This is a genomic window from Mycolicibacterium brumae (assembly GCF_025215495.1).
Classification (GTDB): Bacteria; Actinomycetota; Actinomycetes; order Mycobacteriales; family Mycobacteriaceae; genus Mycobacterium; species Mycobacterium brumae.
Window position 1 is genome coordinate 224,000 of record NZ_CP104302.1, and the last position, 22,753, is coordinate 246,752.

Genomic DNA, 22,753 nt, shown 5'->3' on the forward strand with positions numbered 1-22,753 from the left:
GAGGCGCACAAGGCGCTGCGCGCCAAGCAGGAGACCCGGGTGTTCGGCGAGCACATCGCGCCCAGCGATGAGGGCTTGTTCGAGTCCGAGGAACTGATCGGCCACATGGGCGTCGGCCACGCCAGCTGATCCTGTTGCGATACAACCCGCCCCCGAACTGGCCGGCGCCGCCGCCAGGGTGGCAGCCGACGCCGCCGGTGACCTGTACATCGTCGACGGGGGCGGCCCACGCGTGCTGAAGGTCGCCGCGGATTCCGGCGAGCTGACCGAGACGCCGATCGATGGGCTGTCTCGCGCGGTGGATGTCGCCGTCGGTTCGAACGGCTTTGTCTACATCGCCGATTCGCGGGCCGATGACGACGAGTCCAGCGAAGTATGGGTGCTGATGGACGGCGGTCCCGCGCAACTCAACACCCACGGGCTGAACAACATCCACAGCGTCGCCGCGATGCCCGATGGCACGCTGTACGCCACCGACACCGAGGACATGATCGCGACGGACCGGCTGCTGAAGCTGTCCGAGCAGACCACCGAATGGGAGGTCGTCGACAACCCCCGCGACGACTCGGCCTTCTTCGCCGACGAGTTCGATGACATCGACTTCCGGCCCAGCTACGTGACTTCCGACGACTGGTACCTGCTCGGCATCGCCGTCGACCAGAAGCGGGACATCTACCTCGCCTGTAGCCGGATCGGTGATGACGACAAGCATTCCGGCAAAGTGATCAAGCTCGGCCCTGATGGTTCCGTCGACGACGTGGCCACCGGCATTGACGGGTTCCTGGTGGGGGTGGCCGTCAATGCCGGTGGCGACATCTATATGTCCGATGAACCGAACAACCGAATCCTGGTCAAGCGCGAGGGATTCTTCGGTTTCTGAGACCTAAGCGCGCGCAGCGCGGTTCACCGCGGAAACCACGGCCCGCAGCGACGCGGTGGTGATCGATGGCGCGATGCCGACGCCCCACACCGTCTTACCGCCGATGCTGGCTTCCACGTACGCCGCGGCCTGAGCTTCCTCGCCGGCGGACATCGCGTGTTCGGAGTAGTCCAGCACGTTGACGTCGAACCCGACCGCGCCCAGCGCGTCGCAGAACGCGGCCAGCGGCCCGTTGCCGGCGCCGACGATCTCACGCTCGGCGCCGTCGATCTTCACGATCGCGGTGATGGTGTCGGTGCCGCCGTCGACCTCGGCGGCGTCCACCTTCTGCCGGATCCGCTCCAGCGGGGTGACAGGGGCCAGGTACTCCTGCTGGAAGGCGTCCCACATCTCCTTGGGCGCGACCTCGCCGCCCTCGCCGTCGGTGATCCGCTGGATCGCCTGGGAGAACTCGATCTGCAGCCGCCGCGGCAGCGCCAGACCGTGGTCGGCCTTCATGATGTAGGCCACCCCGCCCTTGCCGGACTGGGAGTTGACCCGGATCACGGCCTCGTAGGTGCGCCCGACGTCCTTGGGGTCGATCGGCAGGTAGGGCACCTGCCACAGCGCGTCCTCGACGTCGATGTCGGCCGCGTCGGCGTCGTACTTCATCTGGTCCAGGCCCTTGTTGATGGCGTCCTGGTGGCTGCCGGAGAAGGCGGTGTAGACCAGGTCGCCGCCGTAGGGATGCCGCTCGGGCACGGCCAGCTGGTTGCAGTACTCGACGGTGCGACGGATCTCGTCGATGTTGGAGAAGTCGATCTGCGGATCCACCCCGCGGGAGAACATGTTCAGCCCCAGCGTCACCAGGCAGACGTTGCCGGTGCGCTCGCCGTTGCCGAACAGGCAGCCCTCGATGCGGTCCGCGCCGGCCTGATAGCCCAGCTCGGCGGCCGCGACCGCGGTGCCGCGGTCATTGTGCGGGTGCAGGCTCAGGATGATCGAGTCGCGGCGGGCCAGGTTCCGGCTCATCCACTCGATCGAGTCGGCGTAGACGTTCGGGGTGGCCATCTCGACGGTGGCCGGCAGGTTGACGATCAGCGGCCAGTCCGGAGTGGGCTCGATGACGTCGGCGACGGCGTCGCAGACATCCTTGGCGTACTCCAGCTCGGTGCCGGTGTAGGACTCCGGCGAGTACTCGAAGCGCCACCGGGTCTCCGGGTGCTCCTTGGCCAGCTCCAGGCACAGCTTCGCGCCGTCGGTGGCGATCTTCTTGACCGCCTCGCGGTCGGCGCGGAACACCACCCGGCGCTGCAGGATGGAGGTGGAGTTGTAGAAGTGCACGATCACGTTCGGCGCGCCCGCGCAGGCCTCGTAGGTCCGCTTGATCAGGTCCGGCCGGCACTGCACCAGCACCTGGATGGTGACGTCGTCGGGGATGGCGTTCTCTTCGATGATGGAGCGCACGAAGTCGAAGTCGGTCTGGCTGGCCGACGGGAAGCCGACCTCGATCTCCTTGTAGCCCATCTGGACCAGCAGGTCGAACATCCGGCGTTTGCGGTCCGGGCTCATCGGGTCGATCAGCGCCTGGTTGCCGTCGCGCAGATCGACCGCGCACCACGCCGGGGCGCGGTCGATGACCTGGTCCGGCCAGGTGCGGTCCGGCAGCGAGATCGGCTCGACCTCGTCGGCGAAGCTGCGGTACCGGTTGACCGGCATGGACGAGGCGCGCTGGGTGTTCCAGGACGGCTGGCCGGGGTTGGGCTGGCCGGCGGGGGTGCGGATGGCGCGTACCGAGGAGAACGAATCGGCGGATTCAGAGATGGTGGTCATGTTGTGGCTCCGGATGGTCTAGGTGGAAGTTCAGACCGGCGCATCGCGAAAGACCCGCGACGGGAAGCCAGTCTGTTCAGACCCCGTCGCGGCGCCCGAGGAGGAGCACACGCTGCACATCGGTCACTCTACTCCGCGGCGTCGGCCCGCCAAAACCCACCGCCGGGTTCGAGGAGCGAGGAACGAGATCCGAAGAGGCCCGGCGTAGCCGCACCGCCGGGTTGCGGCACTATCGTTGGCTGTCGTGAAACCACCGCAGAGCAACCGTCGCCGTCTTTTCGCCGGGTCGACGACGATCATCGTGATCGCCGTGATGGCGTTGTTCTACGTGTTCCGGGACAAGCCGCCCGAGGAGTGCGAGCCGGTGCTGGAGCTGCTGAAGTACAACCAGGAGCAGGGCCAGCTGATCGCCGACAAACCCGAGGCCAACGCCTCGGACTACCGGGTCTGGGCGGACGGGCTGGCCGACCGGTCGGCCAAGGTCGCGGATCCGAGCCTTGCGGTGGAGGCGGTGAAGCTGGCCAGCCTGGCCGGGGATTTCGCCTCGGTCTACGCCAAGATGCCCGAACCGCCGGCCGACGGCGCCGAGCCGCCGCGGGAGTTGTTCCAGATGCAGATGCTCGACACCCAGATCCGCGATCAGATCGCGGAATTGCAGCGCCGCTGTCCCACCGAGTGAGCGGGCCGTCGCGGGCGGGTACGGCCGGAAAATCGGCTGCGCTGTTCCCCTATCCTTAATGACTGAGCCCGAACCTTCGGGCCCGCAATCTTCAGGGAAGGTCTCCACAGTGGCGCTCGTCGTGCAGAAATACGGCGGATCATCGGTGTCGGACGCCGACCGGATCCGGCGGGTCGCCGAGCGCATCGTGGAGACCAAGAAGGCCGGCAACGACGTCGTCGTGGTGGTGTCCGCGATGGGCGACACCACCGACGACCTGCTGGACCTGGCCCAGCAGGTCTGCCCCGCGCCGCCGGCCCGCGAGCTGGACATGCTGTTGACCGCCGGTGAGCGGATCTCCAACGCGCTGGTCGCCATGGCCATCGAATCGCTGGGCGCCCAGGCCCGCAGCTTCACTGGCTCCCAGGCCGGGGTCATCACCACCGGCACCCACGGCAACGCCAAGATCATCGACGTCACCCCGGGCCGGCTGCGCGAGGCGCTGGACCAGGGCTCGATTGTGCTGGTCGCCGGGTTCCAGGGGGTCAGCCAGGACACCAAGGACGTCACCACCCTGGGCCGCGGCGGCTCCGACACCACCGCGGTGGCCGTCGCCGCCGCGCTGAACGCCGACGTCTGCGAGATCTACACCGACGTCGACGGGGTGTTCACCGCCGATCCGCGCATCGTGCCCAACGCCCACCGGCTCGACACCGTCAGCTTCGAGGAGATGCTGGAGATGGCGGCCGCGGGCGCCAAGGTGCTGATGCTGCGCTGCGTGGAATACGCCCGCCGCCACAACCTGCCGATTCACGTCCGCTCGTCGTACTCGGACAAGCCCGGCACCATCGTCAAAGGATCGATCGAGGACATCCCCATGGAAGACGCAATCCTGACCGGAGTCGCCCACGACCGCGGCGAGGCCAAGGTCACCGTTGTCGGCGTGCCCGACGTGCCCGGCTACGCGGCGCAGGTGTTCCGCGCCGTCGCCGACGCCGACGTGAACATCGACATGGTGCTGCAGAACATTTCGAAGGTGGAGGACGGCAAGACCGACATCACCTTCACCTGCGCGCGGGACAACGGGCCCGGCGCGGTGGAGAAGCTCACCTCGCTGCAGGACGAAATCGGTTTCACCCGAGTGCTTTACGACGATCACATCGGCAAGGTGTCGCTGATCGGCGCAGGCATGCGCAGCCACCCGGGCGTCACCGCGACGTTCTGCGAGGCGCTGGCCGAAGCAGGTATCAACATCGAGCTGATCTCCACCTCCGAGATCCGAATCTCGGTGCTGATCAAGGACACTGAGCTGGACCGCGCGGTCTCCGCGCTGCACGAGGCCTTCGGTCTCGGCGGCGAGGAAGAAGCCGTCGTCTACGGCGGAACGGGGCGCTGAGCATCATGGTGAACATCGGTGTGGTGGGCGCGACCGGACAGGTCGGCCAGGTGATGCGGGCGCTGCTGGAGGAGCGCGACTTCCCGACTTCCAGCGTGCGCTTCTTCGCTTCGTCCCGCTCGGCGGGCCGCAAGCTGGAGTTCCGCGGTGAGCAGATCGTGGTCGAGGACACCGAGACCGCGGACCCGAGTGGCCTTGATATCGCGCTGTTTTCGGCCGGCGCGACGATGTCCCGGGTGCAGGCGCCGCGGTTCGTGGCCGCCGGCGTGACGGTGGTCGACAACTCCTCGGCGTGGCGCAAGGACCCGGACGTCCCGCTGGTGGTGTCCGAGGTGAACTTCGACCGCGACGTCCGCGGCAAGACGCTGGCGAAGGGCATCATCGCCAATCCGAACTGCACCACCATGGCCGCGATGCCGGTGCTCAAGCCGCTGCACGACGAGGCAGGGCTGACCCGGCTGATCGTGTCCAGCTACCAGGCTGTTTCCGGCAGCGGGCTGGCCGGCGTCGAGGAGCTCGCCTCGCAGACCCGGGCGGTCATCTCTCGTGCCGAGGAGCTGGTGCACCACGGCGGCGCGGTGTCCTTCCCCGATCCGGTGAAGTACGTCGCCCCGATCGCGTTCGACGTGGTGCCCCTCGCGGGTTCGCTGGTCGACGATGGCTCCGGCGAGACCGACGAGGACCAGAAGCTGCGCAACGAGAGCCGCAAGATCCTGGGCATCCCGGATCTGCTGGTCAGCGGAACCTGTGTCCGGGTGCCGGTGTTCACCGGGCACTCGCTGTCGATCAACGCCGAGTTCGCCCGGCCGCTGTCGCCCCGGCAGGCCGAGGAAGTGCTGGCCGTGTCCCCCGGTGTGCGGCTGGTGGACGTGCCGACGCCGCTGGCCGCCGCCGGCGCCGATGACACCCTGGTCGGGCGCATCCGGGTGGACCAGGGCGTGCCGGACGGGCGCGGCCTGGCGCTGTTCCTGTCCGGGGACAACCTGCGCAAGGGCGCGGCGCTGAACACCATTCAGATCGCCGAGCTGCTTGCCGCCTCCCGGTAGTTCTGCCGAGGTCGAATCCGGTCGATTCGGTGCGTAACCGATCTCTCGCCGGGCTCCATGCCGGTGAGCGCTCGGCTGGGTACATCGACCCCTGTACCTGACCGTTCGCTGGCGTCCGTCTTCCTTCGCGAGCGCTCGCCTGTGTACATCCCCCGGCGTACGTGGCCGTGCGCTCGCGAGCCCGCTGTGCTCCATCGCTCGGTTGTGTACGGGCACACCTGCCCGTCCGCGGGTGACCTCGGCTGACTCCGCAGAAACGTGTTCTACGTCACATCTTCGGTGTTAATCTCACGCTGATAAACAGCTGAGATTTATCTGAGGAGTACGGGGAAATGGTCGGGACAAAACGGGGTCGGGCCCTGCGTAATGTCAGCACCGCGGCAGCAGCCGTGGCAACCGCCGCGGCGCTAACCGCCGGGGTGGTGGCGCCCAGCGCCACCGCGGCCGTCACATCGGCGGCGGTGATCGAGCAGCGCAACGCCGAGGTGGCGCTCACTGGTGTGCTGGATGAGATCGGCGCGTGGCTCACGGAGCACGCCGACACGAACCGTTCGGCAACAAACCCTGGCGAGGGGTTCGAGCCGATGCCGCTTGCCTCGAATTTCTTCTGGGGTCAGGCCCCGAACCCGGCCGACATCCCCGATCTGACGCTGGGCGCAGGGAGGTGGACGGCCAATGCGCTGGACACCCTCGGAGCCACCGGGGCCAAGATTCTTCCGGGTGCGCTCAACCTGGGTGTGCTGTGGAGCATCCTGGGGCTGGATCCGACCGCCACAATTAACGACGTGCTGAGCACGCGGGTCACCGATATCTTGAACGAACTCCCGATCCGCGGCTTGGGACTTCTCGGGCTCGCGGTTTTGCAGCCATTCCTCAATATCACCAACGACCCCCCGATCGACACTCTCGGCGGCTTCCTTGAACTGCTTGGATTCGACACGACCGATCTGCTGAATATGGGAGGCGGGTTGGAGGGGCTGAACGTCATCACCGCTGGACCGTTAATGGACCTGGTGAAGTTCCTCGGCGTCAACGTGGGCTGGGTTCCCGGCACGACCAATAGCATCGCCGATGAAGCCAACGACACCCCGCCACTTGAGTCCAACCTCGCCGATGTCGCTTCGGCGATCAATGACAGCATCAAGTGCGTCGGCGTTGCTGCCGCGTGCAGATCAATGAAGGTGACGCTGTCCACCACGGTCTTGTCGTTGCAGGGCATATTCAACAACCCGAATCTCGCCGCCAGGGCGCCGGTGATTGTTGCGACTGGGCTCGGAGCGTTCGCCGCTGGCGAGGCATACCCGCAGATCCTGGACGCCGCCCTTGACAGGCAACAGAGTCTGACGTTGCCGATTTCGGTGCTGATCTCGAACCCAGGTCGTGCCAATGGTGGTTTGTTCGCTCGTATCTATCCGTTGGCGGCGCTCGCCGGCATCAATACCGTCACCCGGGACCAGGGGAAGGACGGCCAGGCTGAGGTCCCCGTCGTCCCCGTCCCCGGGATCGTCCCGTTCAAGGTCGATGTGACCACCGAGTACAACGCGTTGGCAGATGTGCCTGCCTGGCTGAATCCGGTGTCGTTGGCCAACACGGGTGCCGCGGCTCTGCTGCCGACCCACTTGCTTGGTGGCGGTGAGGTGGTGGTTATGAATAGCGCGACCAACGGTTATGGCACCTACAAGGTCAACGACCTACCCCTGCTGGAGCCGCTGCGGCTGCCGAATCGGGTGCTGAACCTGGGGCTCAACGCTCTTGGCGCCGATGTGCAGTTCAATACCCCGATCGCCGATGCGCTGCAGCCGGCGCTGAAGGTGCTGGTCAACCTCGGCTACACCGATGTCGATCAGGAGGACGATTACGAGCGCACTCACCAAAAGGCCAATGAGCTCACCCCGTTCGGCACGATGCCCGATGTCGACTGGCTGAAGGTGCCCGGTGACGTGGTGAAGGCGCTCGGCGATGGCATCGAGGAGTCATTCAAGAAGGGACTCATCAAGAAGTCCACGCCGGAGACTGCCGGGCTGCTGGCCGTGAACGCCGAAACCTCAAAGTCCAAGCTCACCAGCGAACTGCGCCAGGCCGGCAAGTCCCTGGAGACCGGCGTCAAGGACGCGCTGCAGGCCACCGGCCTCACGCCCGGCAAGAACAGCCTGGTCAGCAAGGGCGCGAAGGAAGTCCGCGACACCGGCCGCGAGCTGCGCGGCAAGGCTAAGGAAGCCGTCGACAAGGTCAAGACTCAGGTGAAGGAAACCGTCGCCAAGGTCAAGAAAGCCACCGGGATCAAGTAACCCGGGACCGAGGGGTGGGCCGCGCTCCGCATCGCAGCGCGGCCTTTCCCGTTGATGAAGGTGATGGAGGCGATGAAGCGACGTACTCATAGCAACTGCCTAACTCAGTCCAAGGTCGGACGCCGCAACCCTCGGGCATGATCGATTCATGAGTGACACACCTGATCGGGAGTCCGAGACCGCCCCGGTCGCCGACTCCACGCCCGCCAGTCCGAACCCGCCCGAAGCCGCGCCGCCACCAGCGGCCCAACAAACCCCGTCACTGCAAGCCCCACCGCCCGGCCCGCCCCGCGGACCGCAAGGACCTCGCCCCGACTGTCCGCCCCCGCCGCACCGGGACGCCAAGCCCAACCGGCTCTACCAGGTGGCGGCCTGGGTCGCGATCGTCGCCGGGACGCTGTTCATCGTCTGCGTCATCTTCTTCGCCGGTGTCATGGTTGGGCACAGCTCCGGTGGAAGGCACGAACACCGCGGCCACGGCCATTCCATGCAGTTCAAGGACAACGACCGCGGCCCGGGCTTCATGATGAAGAACCGGATGGATCCCGACGATGACGACGCGCCGCGCCGCGCGCCGATGTCGCCGACCACCGAACCGGCGCGCCCGCTGAACCCGTAGCGGATGACCCCGTAACGGATCACCCTCTAACGGATCAGCCTGCAGGCCAAGAGTTTTCGGCGACGAAATCCTCCAACGGCCGCGCCGACGCCCAGTTCTCCAGTTCCAGCACCGGTCGGTCGGGGAACTCGGGCGTCGGACCCAGGCACAAAACCGCGATCGGTTCGGCGTCGGTGGGCATGCTCAGCAGCTTGGCCAGCCGATCCGGGTCGAAGATCGAAACCCAGCCCATGCCAAGGCCTTCCGCGCGGGCGGCCAGCCACAGGTTCTGAATGGCGCACGCCGCCGACGCCAGATCCATCTGCGGCATGGTGCGCCTGCCGAACACCCAACGCTCGCGGCGCTCACACAACGCGACCACCAGAAGCTCCGCGCAGTCCAGCACCCCTTCGACCTTGAGCGCCAGGAACTCCGACGAACGCTCACCCAGGGCGTCGGCGGTGCGCAGCCGTTCGTCGTCGACCAATCGGTGGATCTTGCGGCGCAATTCACCGTCGGTGATCCGGACGAACCGCCACGGCTGCATCAGCCCGACGCTCGGCGCGGCGTGCGCGGCGGCCAATAGTCGCGCCAAGGTCTCCGGCGCGACAGCGGCGCCGGGAACGAACCGGCGCATGTCGCGGCGCGCCCCGATCACCCGGTAGAGCGCCGCGCGGTCGTCGTCGCTGAACGCGGCCGGATCCATCCGGCCATTATCGACCGCCCGGCGCGGAAACGGTTATCCGGCCTTGTGCGCCCGCAGCAGGAAGGCCGGCATCTTCATCCGGCCCTTCTCGTCGAGCTCCGGCATGACCGGCGGTTTCGGCAGTTCCAGGTCGGCCGGGAAGTTCGGCAGGTTCGCGTGGATGTACGCCGGGCGGACATCGTCGATCTCCCAGTGCTGGCCGACCACCGCGCGCAACTCGGCCTCGTCGACCTCGTTCGGCTTCTCCTCCAGCTCGGCCGGGAAGGCGCCCTTGGCGAACACCAGCACCACGTACTTCGCGCCCGGGGCGGCAGCGGCGGCGATGGCGCGCTGGTAGCCCTCGCGGCTCTCCACCGGCATGGAGTGGAACAGCGTCGAATCGACGATGGTGTCGAACTCGCCGTCATGCCCGCTGAATTCCGTGATGTCCCCCTGCTCGAAGGTGATGTTCTCCAGGCCCCGTTCGGCCGCGGTGGCTCGGGCGGCGGCGACGGCCGTCGGGCTCAGGTCGACGCCCACCACGGTGTTGCCGCGGGCGGCCATGGTGAGGCCGAACTCGGCGTGGCCGCAGCCTGCGTCGAGGACCGTCCCGGTGATGTCGCCGGCCTCGATGAGCGCGGCCAGCTCGGGTTGCGGCTCACCGATGTTCCACGGCGGAGGGCCGTCGAATCCGGATTCGCCGCGGTAAACGTTGTCCCAATCCAGTACCTCTTTGTCCACGGCCGCCACCGTACTCGCGCGGACTGACCAGATGCTGGGTCCGACTTCCCAGGTGACTCGGCGAAAAAATGACAGTGTGTGTCACCCGCGTGCGGTAGACAACAGATTGTGCCCGAGATCGACGCGCTGCTCCGTCGTGCCGCGTCGGGGCCCGCTGCGCTGATCTTCGAGGGTGAGGCCGGCATCGGGAAGACCACCCGGTGGCTGGAGGCGGTGGACCGGGCGCGGGCCGGCGGGATCCGGGTGCTCGCCGCCCGCGGGGCCCCCAGCGAACTCACCCTCACCTATTCGGGGCTGGCCGACTTGTTGTCCGAGCTGGACGAGGACCCATCGGCGGGACTGCCCGAGCCGCAGCAGGAGGCGCTGCGCCGGGTGCTGGTCAGCGGCGGGTTCGGCCGGCCACTCGACGAGCGCGCCGTGGCCGCGGCGTTCCTGGCCGTGCTGGAGCGGCTGGCCGCCGACGGGCGGCTGCTGATCGCCGTCGATGACGCGGGCTGGTTGGACCCGGCGACCCGCACGGTGCTCGGGTACGCCGTCCGACGGCTGACCGGCCCGGTGGCGATCCTCGCCACGGTGCGCACCGGTCCGGGGGTGGATCAGCTCGACTGGCTGCAGCTGCGCCGCCCCGACCTGCTGCAGCGGCACACCGTGCGGCCGATGACCCTCGGCGGCATGCACCAGATGTTCACCGGGCGTCTGGGGCGGACCTTCCCGCGACCGACCATGACCCGGGTGTATCAGATATCCGGCGGAAACCCGCTCTACGCACTGGAATTGGGCCGCGGCCTGGCCGCGGGCAACCTGAGCCCGAACCAGCTGCCGGACTCGCTGACCGCGGTGGTGCGGGAGCGGATCGGGCAGCTCGACGAGCGTATCGCGGAGATTCTGCTGACCGTCGCGGCCGAGGCGCAGCCGCGGGTGGAGGTGATCGCCGACGCCATGGGCGCCACCGTCGAAGAATTGACGAAGGATCTGGAACCCGTTGAGTCCCAAGGCATTGTGGAGTTCGACGGCAGCACGGTGAGGTTCACCCACCCGCTGCTGAACGCCGGGGTGTACAGCAGCGCCACGCCGAGTCAGCGGCGCGCCGCGCACCGGAGGCTGGCCGCAGCGGTGAATTCCATCGAGCTGCGGGCCCGCCATCTGGCCAAGGCCAGCACCGGCGCCGACCCGGACACCTTGATGGCGCTGGATTTCGCTGCGGCGGCGACCGCCGCCCAGGGCGCCCCCGCGACCGCGGCGGAACTGGTCGAACTCGCGATCTCACTCGGCGGTGACCAACCGATGCGACGAGTGCTGTGCGCCACCCACCACCTGGTCGCCGGCGACGCCGAAACCGCGCACCGGATGCTGGAGCCGGCGATCGGCGGATTCCCACCCGGCCTGCCGCGATCGGCGGGTCTGCTGCTGCTCGGTGGGCTCAGCGTCTACACCGAAGGGTTCAACGCGGCGCTGGCCTGGGTGCGTCAGGGCATCGCCGAAACCGAAGACCCGCCGGTGCTCGCCCAGCTGCACATGATGCTGGCGTTCATTCTGATCGGGATCAGCGAGTTCGACGAGGCCGGCGAATCATTGGCGGTCGCAGGCGATCTGGCGGAGTACCTCGACTCCGACGAACTGCGCAGCCAGGCGCTGAGTTTGTCGGCGATGCTGAGCTGTCGGCGCGGCGACGGAGTCTGCGAGGACACCCGACGACTCGCGCTGGAACTGGAGGCTCCGGACGCCGCGACGCCGATCATCTTCCGCGCCAGCGGAAACGAGCTCCAGCTACGGGCCTGGACCGGAGACCTGCCGGGAGCGGTCGAATCGTTCGAGCGGCTGTGGCAGAAGGCCGAACACCGCGGCGCCGAGGCGGAGCTGATGTTCCTCGCGGTGCAGGGCACGCTGATCAGGGCTTGGTCCGGGGACTTCGCCGCGGCGGTGGCGTTGGCCCGGGACGCGACCGAACGCGCGCAGCAGCTGGGTGGTCAGACCTCGCGGCTGGTCGCGGCCGTCGCGCTGGCGGGCGCGCTCGCCCACGCAGGCGAGGTCGAGCAGACCCGCCGGGCCGTCGCCGAGGCCCTGGAGATGGCCGACCGCACCGGCACGCCGGTGCTGGCCAAGGTGCCGATCGCCGACCAAGGATTCCTGGAGGTCAGCCTGGGCAACTACCGCGAGGCGATGGACGCGTTGGGCCCGCTGGTGGCTGATTTTCTGGCGCACGGGCAGATCACCGAGATCCACACCGCCGCGCACGTGCCGGACACCATCGAAGCGCTGGTCGCGTTGGGGCGCGTCGACGAGGCCGCGACGCTGGTCGAGGCGATGGAAATCGGCGGCGCGCGGCTGGACCGCGCCTGGGCGCTGGCGTTGGGCGCCCGTGGCCGCGCCGCGGTGCTCGCGGCCCGCGGGGACCTGGATGGCGCCGAGGCCGCGGTGGACCGGGCGCTGGCCGAGCACGCCCGGCTGCAGATGCCGTTCGAGCGGGCCCGCACCTTGCTGCTGCTCGGTCAGTTGCAGCGCCGACGGCGCCGCCGCCAGGCCGCGACGCAGACCCTCGCCGAGGCGTTGGGCATGTTCGAGTCCTGCGGCGCCCAACTGTGGGCGCAACGCGCCCGCGAGGAGCTCGCCCGGGTCAGCGCGGCGGTGGGGGAGACCGACGTGCTGACCCCGGCCGAGCGGCGGGTCGCCGAACGGGCCGCCGCGGGCATGTCCAATAAACAGATCGCCGCGGAGCTGTTTATCTCCCCCAAGACCGTCGAAACCAACCTGTCCAGCGTCTACCGCAAGCTCGGCGTGCGATCCCGATCGCAGCTGCACACCCGGCTCACGGGGTGATTGCGGTCGCAACTTCAGGGAAATCCCTGATTCGTCCCCGCTGATAACGAATTAGCGTCGTTCAGGTGTCGATGACAGCGACGAGCTACTTTCTGGTCGAGTGGTACGGCCCGGAGTTGCTCGATCGTCCGCTGGATGAGGCCGTTGCCATTCTGGACGGAGCGGCCAGTCGAGGGACGGATCCGGTCCGGCTGATGATGGCGGTCTCCGCGCCTGCGGACGAAGTGATCTACGGGGTGTTCGCCGCGGAGTCGGGGGCCGCGGTGCGCCGGGTGTGCCTGTCGGCTGGGTGCCCGCCGGACCGGATGGTCAACGACATCGACGCCCGCGTGGTGGGGGCGCCCTGCTGAGGAGGGGACAGCAGGGCGCCCCGAAGGGCTACGCCTCGGGGACCGTCGTCGTATCCGTGGGTTCCGGGGGCGTCGCACGCCGGGCCCGCACCAGCAGATCGGGACCCACCTTCGCGACCGACACCGCGATCGGCTCACCGCAGCGGTCGCCGGCGTCGGCCGCGATGGCCCGGATCGCCGACGCGCTATAGGCCCGCAGCGACGAGATCATCGCGTCGTGCACGAACGGGACCACCGGCGCGAACGGCGCGAGGGTTGCCAGCCGAACCAGATGCACCGGAGATGGGGGCCGGCTGACGTCGACAACCAGCAGCTCAGAGGCCACCCGGGTGCCTTCGACGAGCATCTGCGCGGCCTGCACCGCCGACAGATGGTGCAGGCCGTAGGCGAACACCGCGAGGTCGAAGGCGCCGTCGGGGGCGTCGATCCGGGTCGCGTCCAGGTGGCTGATGGTGACCCGGCTGTGTTTGCCGAGCAGGCTCTCGATCAGCTCGGAAACCCTCGCCGGGTCGACGTCGCTGACCGTGAGCCGCATGCTCGGGTGCTGCTCCAGCAGCATCCGCGACATCAGCCCGGTGCCGGCGCCGAGTTCCAGGATCGCGGGGTCGGGCTTGTCGGCGACGGCCTCCAGGATCAGCTTCACCATCGGCTGGTGGTGCTGCATGATCTTGTCGACCTGCTCCTGACCCTCGATCGCGGCCTTGCGCAGATTGGGGTCGGCGTCGTCACGGTCGGAGTACTCGCTCAGCCCGGTTTGCAGCAACCGGTCCAGGAACGACGCGTCCGGTCCACCCCTCGGCATCCGGGAGATATCGGCGGAGTCACTGCCCATGGCGTACATCATGGCGGCAAGTCGACGGCCAGAGAACTGCGACATGGCGTGTCGATGCGCAGTTGGAATGTTCATGATGGACTTCTGCCACTCACCCGCACGCGAGGAGAACCCCTTGGCCACCTACATCGCCGCGATCGACCAGGGCACCACCAGCACCCGCGCCATGGTCTTCGACCACTCCGGCCGCGAGGTCGGCCGGCACCAACTCGAGCACGACCAGATCCTGCCGCAGGCCGGCTGGGTGGAGCACAACCCGATTGAGATTTGGGAGCGCACCTGGTCGGTGCTGATGACCGTGATGAGCAAACTGCGGCTGTCGGCCGGCGACCTGGCCGCCCTCGGGATCACCAATCAGCGTGAGACGGCGGTGGTGTGGGACCGCCGCACCGGCCGGCCCTACCACAATGCCATCGTCTGGCAGGACACCCGCACCGACCGGATCGCCGCGGCGCTGGACCGCGACGGCCGCGGCGACGTCATCCGGCGCAAGGCCGGATTGCCGCCGGCGACCTACTTCTCTGGCGGCAAGATCGCCTGGATCCTGGACAACGTCGACGGCGTGCGGGAGGCTGCCGAACGCGGCGACGCGATCTTCGGCACCACCGACAGCTGGGTGATCTGGAACCTCACCGGCGGGGTCAACGGCGGCGTGCACGTCACCGACGTCACCAACGCCAGCCGCACCATGCTGATGAACTTGGAGACCCTGGACTGGGACGACGAGTTGTTGTCCTTCTTCGACATTCCGCGCCGGATGCTGCCGCGGATCGCGCCGTCCTCGTCCCCGGAGCCCTACGGCCACACCACCGACGCCGGACCGCTGGGCGGCCGGGTGCCGATCACCGCGAGCCTCGGCGACCAGCAGGCCGCGATGGTCGGCCAGGTGTGCCTGGCCGCGGGGCAGGCGAAAAACACGTACGGCACAGGTAATTTCCTGCTGCTCAACACCGGCGAGAAGATCGTGCGTTCCGAGAACGGGTTGCTCACCACGCTGTGTTACCAGTTCGGCGACGCCAAACCCGTGTACGCCCTCGAGGGTTCGATCGCGGTGACCGGTTCGGCGATCCAGTGGTTGCGCGACCAGTTGGGCATCATCAGCGGCGCCGCGCAGAGCGAGGCACTGGCGCGGCAGGTTCCCGACAACGGCGGCATGTACTTTGTGCCGGCGTTCTCTGGGCTGTTCGCGCCGTACTGGCGATCGGATGCCCGCGGCGCGATCGTCGGGATGAGCCGGTTCAACACCAACGCGCATCTGGCCCGCGCCACATTGGAGGCGATCTGTTATCAGACCCGTGACGTCGTCGACGCCATGGAAGCCGACTCTGGCGTGCACCTGGAAGTGCTCAAGGTCGATGGCGGGGTGACCGCCAACGAACTGTGCATGCAGATCCAGGCCGATGTGCTCGGGGTGGACGTGGTCCGCCCGGTGGTCGCCGAGACGACGGCGTTGGGCGCGGCGTACGCCGCCGGGCTGGCCGTCGGGTTCTGGGCCAATCCCGATGACCTGCAGGCCAATTGGCAAGAGGACCGGCGCTGGTCGCCGCAGTGGTCCGCCGAGCAGCGGGCCACCGGCTACGCCGGCTGGCGTAAGGCCGTCGAGCGCACCCTGGACTGGGTGGACGTCTAAAGCCGGTCCTTGATGGCCGCCGACAGCCGGGCGCCGTCGGCCTTGTCGCCGGCGATCTCCTTGGCGATCCGCATCACCTGGCCCATCTCCTTGGGGCCGGGCCGGGCGCCGTTGGCCTCGGCGACATTGGCGATTGCGGTGTTGACGATATTGGCGATTTCGTCCTCGGACAGCGGCGAGGGCAGGTACTCCTCGATGACGCTGCCCTCGGCGCGCTCGTTGGCGGCCAACTCGCCGCGGCCGTTGGTGATGTAGATCTGGGCGGCCTCGGACCGCTTGCGCGCCTCCCGGGCCAGCACCCGCAGCACCTCCGGGTCGGTGAGCTCGATCGGCTCCTTGCCGGAGACCTCTTCGGTCTGGATGGCCGCCAGCAGCATCCGCAGGGTCGCGGTGCGCAACTTGTCCTGAGCCTTCATCGCGTCGGTGAGGTCTGCGCGCAGCCGGTTCTTGAGTTCAGCCATGCCAGCACCGTACGCGTTGACGTGCCCCGATTGTGGGCACGACGCCCCGCCGACGGCACTTTGGCGCGGTCCCGCCCGTCGGACAGGCGGTACATTTTCACCAAATGCCGTCGCGGAGGGTGAAGACATTGCCGAGCAGGGACCGGACTCTGAGCACCGGGACGTCGGTCCGGTGAGCGTTCCCCCGGGTCAGCCCGATCCGTACCAGCAGGGGTACCCCTATCAGGGCTACCCGCAGCAGCCGTGGGCGCCCGGGTATCCGCAGCAGGGTTACCCGCAGCAGGGGTATCCCCAGCAGGGCTATCCGCAACAGGGGTATGCCCAGCACGGCTACCAGCAGCAGCTGCCCGGCTACCCCCAGCAGCCGATGGTGCCCGACCTCAAACCGGGCGTCATCCCGCTGCGGCCGCTGAACCTCAGCGAGCTCTACAACGGCGCCGTCGCCTATATCCGGCGCAGCCCCAAATCCACCCTCGGGCTGACCACCGTCGTCGTGCTGGCCACCGAGCTGCTGTCCCTGGCACTGCAGATCGGGCCGATGCTGGCGGTCGGCCGCATCGACGCGCTGCGCGACACCTCGACGGACTGGGCGCTGTCCGGGCTGCTGCAGCTGCCCGGCGCCGCGGCGCTGTGGCTGTCGACGCTGCTGCTCAACGGCATGCTCACCGTCGTGGTTGGGCGGGCGGTGTTCGGCTCCTCGATCACCATCGGCGAGACCTGGCAGCTGATCAAGGGCCGCCTCGGCGCGCTGATTCTGCTGGCGTTGTTGCAGATGCTGATCTACGGGGCGATCATCGGCGTGCTGGTCGCCGCCGGACTGTTGGTGGCGACCGCCAGTGGCGGACTGGCCGCCACCCTCGTCGTCGTCCCGCTGGCGTTGCTGGCCATTCCGCTGGCGGTCTGGATCTGGGTGGCGATGCTGTTCGCGCCGGTCGTCATCGTGCTGGAGCGGCAACCGGTCGGCGAAGCGATCCGACGGTCCTGGGCGCTGGTCCGCGGCGATTTCTGGCGGGTGTTCGGCATCATGGTGCTGACCGGCCTGATGGTCGCGATCATCGCCGGGGTGCTGGCCGCGCCGTTCGCGGTGGGTGGGGCGGTCCTCGAGGGGCTGGCCGGCATGTACATGCTGAGCCTGGTGCTGCTGGCCATCGGCAACGCCATCAGCCGCATCATCACCACACCGTTCACCGCCGGCGTGACGGTGCTGCTGTACACCGACCGCCGGATGCGCGCCGAGGCGTTCGACATGGTGCTGCGCACCGGCGTCACCCCGGCCGGGCCGGCCGACCCCAACACCACGGACTGGCTGTGGCAGACCCGACCGTAGACGTCGACTCCGACACCGCGCGGGAACTGGCGCGCGACGAACTGTCCAAACCGATGTATCCGCGGCAGAGTTTCACCGACCGATCGCTGGAATGGCTCGACGACCTGCTGAACCGCATCCTGAACAAGGGCGCCGAGCTGCCCGGCGGCTGGCTGTCCATCGTGATCCTGGTGCTGCTTGTGCTGGCCGCGGTGGTCTTCGCCACGCACATGTACCGCACAACCCTGCGGACCCGCGCCGACGGCGACTTCCAGCTGTTCGGCGGCGAACAACTCAGCGCCGAGGCGCATCGCGCCGCCGCCGAAGCGTGCGCCACCCGCGGCGACTGGGCCGCCGCGATCCGGCACCGCCTGCGCGCGGTCGCCCGGGCGCTGGAGGAGTCCGGGGCGCTGGCCGTCGTCGCCGGGCGCACCGCCACCGAACTCGCCAACGCCGCCGCCGCGGTCTATCCGGGATTGTCCGGCCCGTTGCAGGCGGCCGCGTCGATCTTCAACGACGTCAGCTACGGCGAACAGCCCGGCGCGCCCGACGGCTACCGGCTGATCGCCGATCTGGACCGGCAGCTGGCCGACGCGCCCCGGGCTCCGACGCCCGCGGGCGCGGCCTCGGGCTGGACGACGATCCGATGACCGCGCCGGCCCGAACCCGCACGCGCGGCCCCCGGATCGCGGTGGTGTTCGCGTTGCTGGCGATCACCGCGGTCGCCGCCCTGGTCACCTGGCAGACCAGCCCGCGCGACGGCAATTACCTGGACCCGCGCTCCACCCAGCCGACCGGCGCGCACGCCCTGCTCACCCTGCTGCGCGACCAGGGTGTCGACGTCGTCGTCGCCGACACCGTCGGCGCCGCGGTCGCCGCAGCCGATGAGGACTCGCTGCTGCTGGTGACGCGCACCCAGTACCTGCCCGGCGAGGACCTGTTGGCGGAGTTGGACGAGGCGCCCGGTGACCGCCTGATCGTCGAGCCGTCCCGGATGATGGCCGGTGTGTTCGCGCCCGGCGTCGACGTCGCCGACACGATGGCCAAGATCAACCCGGGCTGCGCGATGCGCGAAGCCGACAGCGCCGGCGTCGCGAACCTCACCTCCGGCTACACCTACGAGCAGGCCGACGACGACATCACCGGCTTCACCTCCTGCTACGGCGGCGCACTGGTCCGTTACCGCGACGGCGGCCGCGAGGTCACGGTCGTCGGGTCGGCGAACTTCATGACCAACGGGCAACTGCTCAAGGACGGCAACGCCGCGCTGGCGATGAACCTGGCAGGATCGCACGCCCGCGTGATCTGGTACGCCCCGCAGCAGCTGGAGGGCGAATCCTCGGGCGACGCAACGATTTTCGACCTCATTCCGGAACGGGTCAACTGGATCGTCTGGCAGCTCGTGCTGGTGGTCGCGCTGCTGGCGCTGTGGCGGGGCCGACGGCTGGGCCCGCTGGTCGCCGAGCAGCTGCCCGTCGTCGTGCGCGCGTCGGAGACCGTCGAAGGCCGCGGCCGGCTGTATCAGTCCCGGCGCGCCAATGACCGGGCCGCCGACGCGCTGCGCACCGCCGCGCTGCAGCGACTGCTGCCCCGGCTCGGACTCACCACCCGCGCCGACCCGCCGCAGATCGTCACCGCGCTGGCCGCCCGCACCGGCATGCCGGCCGCGGCGGTGTCGCATCTGCTGTTCGGCCCGGCCCCGGCCACCGAGGACGACCTCGTCCACCTCGCTTCGGCGCTCGACAACATCGAAAGGCAGGTTGCCTACCAGTGACGCATTTCAATCACGATCCGGCCCGGGAGGCGCTGCAGGCCGTGCGCAGGGAGATCGGCAAGGCCGTCGTCGGCCAGGACGCCGTGGTCAGCGGTCTGGTGGTGGCGCTGCTGTGCCGCGGCCACGTGCTGCTCGAAGGCGTGCCGGGGGTTGCGAAAACCCTGCTGATCCGCACCCTTGCCGCCGCGCTGGACCTGGAGTTCAAGCGCGTGCAGTTCACCCCCGACCTGATGCCCGGCGACGTCACCGGTTCGCTGGTCTACGACGCCCGCACCGCCGAATTCGAGTTCCGGCCCGGACCGGTGTTCACCAACCTGATGCTGGCCGACGAGATCAACCGCACGCCGCCTAAGACGCAGGCCGCGCTGCTGGAAGCCATGGAAGAACGCCAGGTCAGCGTCGACGGCGAACCGCGGCCGCTGCCGGACCCGTTCATCGTCGCCGCCACCCAGAACCCCATCGAGTACGAGGGCACCTACCAGTTGCCCGAAGCGCAGCTGGACCGCTTCCTGCTCAAACTCAATGTCCCGCTGCCCGGCCGCGAACAGGAAGTCGCCATCCTCGGCCGGCACGCGCACGGCTTCGATCCGCGCGACCTGTCCGCGGTGCAGGCGGTCGCCGGCCCGGCCGAACTCGCCGCCGGACGCGCCGCGGTCGCCAAAGTCCTTGTCGCCGACGAGATCCTGCGCTACATCGTCGAAGTGGCCACCGCCACCCGGAATTCCCCCGCGTTGCAGCTCGGCGTCTCACCGCGCGGCGCCACCGCGCTGCTGGGCACCGCGCGGGCCTGGGCGTGGCTGTCCGGCCGCCACTACGTCACCCCCGACGACGTCAAGGCGATGGCCAAACCGACGCTGCGGCACCGCATCTCGCTGCGCCCCGAGGCCGAGCTGGAGGGCGCGACCCCGGACGCGGTGCTCGACGGGATCCTCGCCTCGGTGCCGGTGCCCCGCTAGTGGTGCTCACCGCCCGCGTCGCGCTGCTCGCCCTGCTGGGCGTGCCGCTGGTCGCGGTGTCCCCGTGGCCGGCAGCGACATTCGCGGTCCTGCTGGCGGCGCTCGCGGTGCTGGTGGCCATCGACGTGGTGCTGGCGGCGGCGCCCTCGGCGCTCGACTACGCCCGCTCCGGACCCGAGTCGGCCCGGCTGGGACAGCCCGCCGAGCTGCGGCTGGTGATCCGCAACGACGGCGCCCGGCGGTTCCGCGGCCTGGTCCGGGACGCCTGGGCTCCGAGCGCGCGGGCCGAGCCCCGGCAGCATCGGGTGGATCTGCCCGCCGGCGGGTTCGCCGTCGTCGAGACCCGGCTGCGGCCGATCCGCCGCGGTGAACAGCACGCCGCCGCCGTCACCGCGCGTTCGCTGGGCCCGCTGGGTCTGGCCGGCCGGCAGGCGAGCCGGCCGCTGCCCGGCGAACTGCGGGTGCTGCCGCCATTCCTGTCCCGCAAGCACCTGCCGTCCCGGCTGGCGCGGCTGCGTCAGATCGACGGCGCCATTCCGGTGCTGATCCGGGGCCAGGGCACCGAATTCGACTCGCTGCGTGAGTATGTGGTGGGCGATGACGTCCGTTCCATCGACTGGCGGGCCACCGCGCGCCGCGCCGACGTGGTGGTGCGGACCTGGCGGCCCGAGCGGGACCGGCGGGTGGTGCTGGTGCTCGACACCGGCCGAACCTCGGCGGGCCGCGTCGGGGTGGACCCGACCGCCTTGGACAACGGTGCTGATGCGGCGGGCCCCTTCCTCGCTCGTTCCTCGCTCGTTGGACCCGCCGGTGCTGATGCGGCGGGCCCCTTCCTCGCTCGTTCCTCGCTCGTTGGACCCGCCGTAGGCTGGCCCCGGCTGGACTGGTCCATGGACGCCGCGCTGCTGATGGCGGCGCTGGCCGCCCGGGCCGGTGACCATGTCGATTTCCTGGCCTATGACCGCGAACCCCGGGCCGGTGTGTTCGGCGCGGGTCGCACCGAGCTGCTGGCCCGCCTGGTGGACGCGATGGCGCCGCTGGAGCCCGCGCTGATCGAAAGCGACGCCGCCGGAATGGTTTCGGAGGTTTCCCGGCGCACCCGCGGCCGGGCGCTGGTGGTGATCCTGACCGAGCTGAACGCCTCCGCGCTGGAGGAGGGGCTGCTTCCGGTGCTGCCGCAGCTGTCCGCTCGGCACCAGGTGATCATCGCCGCGGTCGCCGACCCGCGGGTGGACACGTTGGCGGCCGGCCGAGCCGACGCCGCGCAGGTGTACGACGCCGCTGCCGCCGAGCGCTCCCGCAATGAACGGCGTGGCATCGCCTCCCGGCTGCGGGGCATGGGCGTGGAGGTCGTCGACGCCGAGCCGGAAGAGCTCGCCCCGGCGCTGGCCGACACCTATCTGGCGATGAAGGCGTCCGGCCGGCTCTGAGCGCTACGCGGCCAGGCTGCCGACCAGCCGTTGGTGCAGGCGATAGATCCACGGCCGCGGATCCTCGAATACGTCCCGGGCGACGATGTGGATCACCTCCCAGCCCATGGCGGTGAGCGCTTCGTGCTTCGTCCGATCGCGCCCGATCTGGTCGGGCGTGCTGTGGGCCTCGAACCCGTCGTATTCAAGCGCGATCATCGCCTCCGGCCAGGCGAAATCGACCCGCCAGGTATGGCCGTCGCGATCGATGATCTCGAGTTGCAGGGTGGGGTCGGGGATTCCGGCGTCGATGATCATCAGCCGGACGACGCTCTCCATCGGCGATTCGGGTTCCGGGCGGGCGAGCACGACGAGCTCGCGCACCTTCACGATCCCGCGCCGGCCTGCCTGCAGGCGCGCGGCCCGTGCGAGTTCGTCGCGATCGCACGTGCCGCTCCGCAATGCGGCGTCCAGGGCGGCGAGCGCCCGTGGCCGCCGGAGGGTCCGCGCGAACTCGACGGCGGTCCAGGCCGGCGCGGTCACCAGCCGGCCGCCGACCTCGAGCAGGGGCGCGCCCTCGCGACGGTGCGGGATCAGGCCGCGCTCCGGAACCAGCAGATGCCCCTCGGGATTGAGCACATGGATGTCTCGGGTGTTCTCGGTGTTGAACCCGTGGAATTGGGCCGCAGTGCCCAGACAGGGCACGACCGGCTCACCGCAGCGCAGGTCGAGGGCTTTGAGGCGGGTGGCCAAGGACGGCTCGCCGATGCAGTAGATGCCGCGGCGGATCTTGACGAGCACACCGGACCGGAGCAAGCGCTGCATATCCCGCCGGGTGATGATGCCGAGGAGCTGTGGCGTCCGCACCACGCCGCCCTGCGCGTCGAAAGTGGACATGAGTTCGGGGTACATACGCCGAATGGTCATCGCCCGGGCCGCGGCGCGGTATTCAGCCGCGGGTGATCCTGTGGATAGCGGTGTTTCCTGTGCACAACCCAGCGCTCGGGTCCTCACTTGGCCGCGAGCGATCGGCTGGGTACACCGCCCGCCGTACCTGACCGAGCGCTCGCGCTCAATGGGCTGGGCGACCGCACGGCTGGGTACGCGGGTCCCT

General features: G+C 69.2%; 20 protein-coding genes. 14 read left to right on the plus strand and 6 right to left on the minus strand.

Annotated elements, in window-relative coordinates:
• Positions 1–178 precede the first annotated feature (178 nt).
• Positions 179–880, plus strand: a complete 702-nt coding sequence (locus L2Z93_RS01130) for an NHL repeat-containing protein (protein ID WP_090592189.1) — start codon at positions 179–181, stop codon at positions 878–880.
• A gap of 3 nt (positions 881–883) precedes the next feature.
• Here the strand turns inward: L2Z93_RS01130 and leuA are convergent, their stop codons facing one another.
• A complete protein-coding gene (gene leuA, locus L2Z93_RS01135; protein ID WP_090592193.1) occupies positions 884–2,692 on the minus strand; it encodes a 2-isopropylmalate synthase in 1,809 nt (602 codons plus the stop codon).
• A gap of 244 nt (positions 2,693–2,936) precedes the next feature.
• Here leuA and L2Z93_RS01140 point away from each other — a divergent pair, with 244 nt between their 5' ends.
• From L2Z93_RS01140 to L2Z93_RS01160, 5 genes are all read left to right on the plus strand, one after another.
• On the plus strand, positions 2,937–3,371 hold the full coding sequence (locus tag L2Z93_RS01140) for a hypothetical protein (protein ID WP_090592197.1): 435 nt from the start codon (positions 2,937–2,939) through the stop codon (positions 3,369–3,371).
• Positions 3,372–3,480: 109 nt separating this feature from the next.
• Positions 3,481–4,746 (plus strand): aspartate kinase, encoded by a 1,266-nt coding sequence (locus tag L2Z93_RS01145; RefSeq protein ID WP_090592199.1) that lies wholly within the window; start codon positions 3,481–3,483, stop codon positions 4,744–4,746.
• Positions 4,747–4,751: 5 nt separating this feature from the next.
• Positions 4,752–5,792, plus strand: a complete 1,041-nt coding sequence (locus L2Z93_RS01150) for an aspartate-semialdehyde dehydrogenase (RefSeq protein WP_090592203.1) — start codon at positions 4,752–4,754, stop codon at positions 5,790–5,792.
• Positions 5,793–6,181: 389 nt separating this feature from the next.
• Positions 6,182–8,080, plus strand: a complete 1,899-nt coding sequence (locus tag L2Z93_RS01155) for an alpha/beta hydrolase family protein (protein ID WP_162562012.1) — start codon at positions 6,182–6,184, stop codon at positions 8,078–8,080.
• Between the two features lie 148 nt (positions 8,081–8,228).
• Positions 8,229–8,699, plus strand: coding sequence for a hypothetical protein (locus L2Z93_RS01160; RefSeq protein WP_128111779.1), 471 nt, complete (start codon positions 8,229–8,231; stop codon positions 8,697–8,699).
• 34 nt (positions 8,700–8,733) lie between these two features.
• On the opposite strand, the gene bluB is transcribed toward L2Z93_RS01160, so the two are convergent.
• Both bluB and L2Z93_RS01170 read right to left on the minus strand, forming a co-directional pair.
• Entirely contained in the window at positions 8,734–9,384 is a 651-nt protein-coding gene (gene bluB / locus L2Z93_RS01165; protein ID WP_090593701.1) for a 5,6-dimethylbenzimidazole synthase, read from the minus strand.
• Between the two features lie 33 nt (positions 9,385–9,417).
• Positions 9,418–10,104 (minus strand): class I SAM-dependent methyltransferase, encoded by a 687-nt coding sequence (locus L2Z93_RS01170; protein WP_234786293.1) that lies wholly within the window; start codon positions 10,102–10,104, stop codon positions 9,418–9,420.
• Between the two features lie 78 nt (positions 10,105–10,182).
• Here L2Z93_RS01170 and L2Z93_RS01175 point away from each other — a divergent pair, with 78 nt between their 5' ends.
• On the plus strand, positions 10,183–12,921 hold the full coding sequence (locus L2Z93_RS01175; protein ID WP_099541356.1) for a helix-turn-helix transcriptional regulator: 2,739 nt from the start codon (positions 10,183–10,185) through the stop codon (positions 12,919–12,921).
• Positions 12,922–12,986: 65 nt separating this feature from the next.
• Positions 12,987–13,271, plus strand: coding sequence for a hypothetical protein (locus L2Z93_RS01180; protein ID WP_370745808.1), 285 nt, complete (start codon positions 12,987–12,989; stop codon positions 13,269–13,271).
• A 28-nt stretch (positions 13,272–13,299) separates the two neighbouring features.
• Here the strand turns inward: L2Z93_RS01180 and L2Z93_RS01185 are convergent, their stop codons facing one another.
• Positions 13,300–14,178 carry a class I SAM-dependent methyltransferase gene (locus L2Z93_RS01185; protein WP_090588938.1) on the minus strand — a complete coding sequence of 293 codons (879 nt, stop codon included), beginning with the start codon at positions 14,176–14,178 and terminating at the stop codon, positions 13,300–13,302.
• Position 14,179: 1 nt separating this feature from the next.
• Here L2Z93_RS01185 and glpK point away from each other — a divergent pair, with 1 nt between their 5' ends.
• Positions 14,180–15,733: a glycerol kinase GlpK gene (gene glpK, locus L2Z93_RS01190; protein ID WP_162561910.1), complete on the plus strand. Its 1,554-nt coding sequence runs from the start codon at positions 14,180–14,182 to the stop codon at positions 15,731–15,733.
• Here the strand turns inward: glpK and L2Z93_RS01195 are convergent.
• Positions 15,730–16,194, minus strand: coding sequence for a GatB/YqeY domain-containing protein (locus L2Z93_RS01195; RefSeq protein ID WP_090588939.1), 465 nt, complete (start codon positions 16,192–16,194; stop codon positions 15,730–15,732). The genes glpK and L2Z93_RS01195 overlap by 4 nt on opposite strands.
• A 172-nt stretch (positions 16,195–16,366) precedes the next feature.
• Here L2Z93_RS01195 and L2Z93_RS01200 point away from each other — a divergent pair, with 172 nt between their 5' ends.
• The 5 genes from L2Z93_RS01200 to L2Z93_RS01220 are packed head-to-tail and all read left to right on the plus strand — an operon-like array spanning position 16,367 to position 21,660.
• Positions 16,367–17,521 (plus strand): DUF7847 domain-containing protein, encoded by a 1,155-nt coding sequence (locus L2Z93_RS01200; RefSeq protein ID WP_234786125.1) that lies wholly within the window; start codon positions 16,367–16,369, stop codon positions 17,519–17,521.
• Positions 17,503–18,150, plus strand: a complete 648-nt coding sequence (locus tag L2Z93_RS01205; protein ID WP_234786126.1) for a DUF4129 domain-containing protein — start codon at positions 17,503–17,505, stop codon at positions 18,148–18,150. Before L2Z93_RS01200 ends, L2Z93_RS01205 begins: the two co-directional genes overlap by 19 nt.
• Positions 18,147–19,274, plus strand: a complete 1,128-nt coding sequence (locus tag L2Z93_RS01210; protein WP_090588941.1) for a DUF4350 domain-containing protein — start codon at positions 18,147–18,149, stop codon at positions 19,272–19,274. The genes L2Z93_RS01205 and L2Z93_RS01210 overlap by 4 nt, the downstream gene beginning before the upstream one ends.
• Positions 19,271–20,230: an AAA family ATPase gene (locus L2Z93_RS01215; RefSeq protein ID WP_090588942.1), complete on the plus strand. Its 960-nt coding sequence runs from the start codon at positions 19,271–19,273 to the stop codon at positions 20,228–20,230. Before L2Z93_RS01210 ends, L2Z93_RS01215 begins: the two co-directional genes overlap by 4 nt.
• The gene (locus tag L2Z93_RS01220) at positions 20,230–21,660 is read left to right on the plus strand and encodes a DUF58 domain-containing protein (RefSeq protein ID WP_090588943.1); all 1,431 of its coding nucleotides are present in this window, start codon (positions 20,230–20,232) and stop codon (positions 21,658–21,660) included. The genes L2Z93_RS01215 and L2Z93_RS01220 overlap by 1 nt, the downstream gene beginning before the upstream one ends.
• A gap of 3 nt (positions 21,661–21,663) precedes the next feature.
• On the opposite strand, the gene L2Z93_RS01225 is transcribed toward L2Z93_RS01220, so the two are convergent.
• The gene (locus L2Z93_RS01225; protein WP_090588944.1) at positions 21,664–22,551 is read right to left on the minus strand and encodes a type IV toxin-antitoxin system AbiEi family antitoxin domain-containing protein; all 888 of its coding nucleotides are present in this window, start codon (positions 22,549–22,551) and stop codon (positions 21,664–21,666) included.
• Between the last annotated feature and the right edge of the window lie 202 nt (positions 22,552–22,753).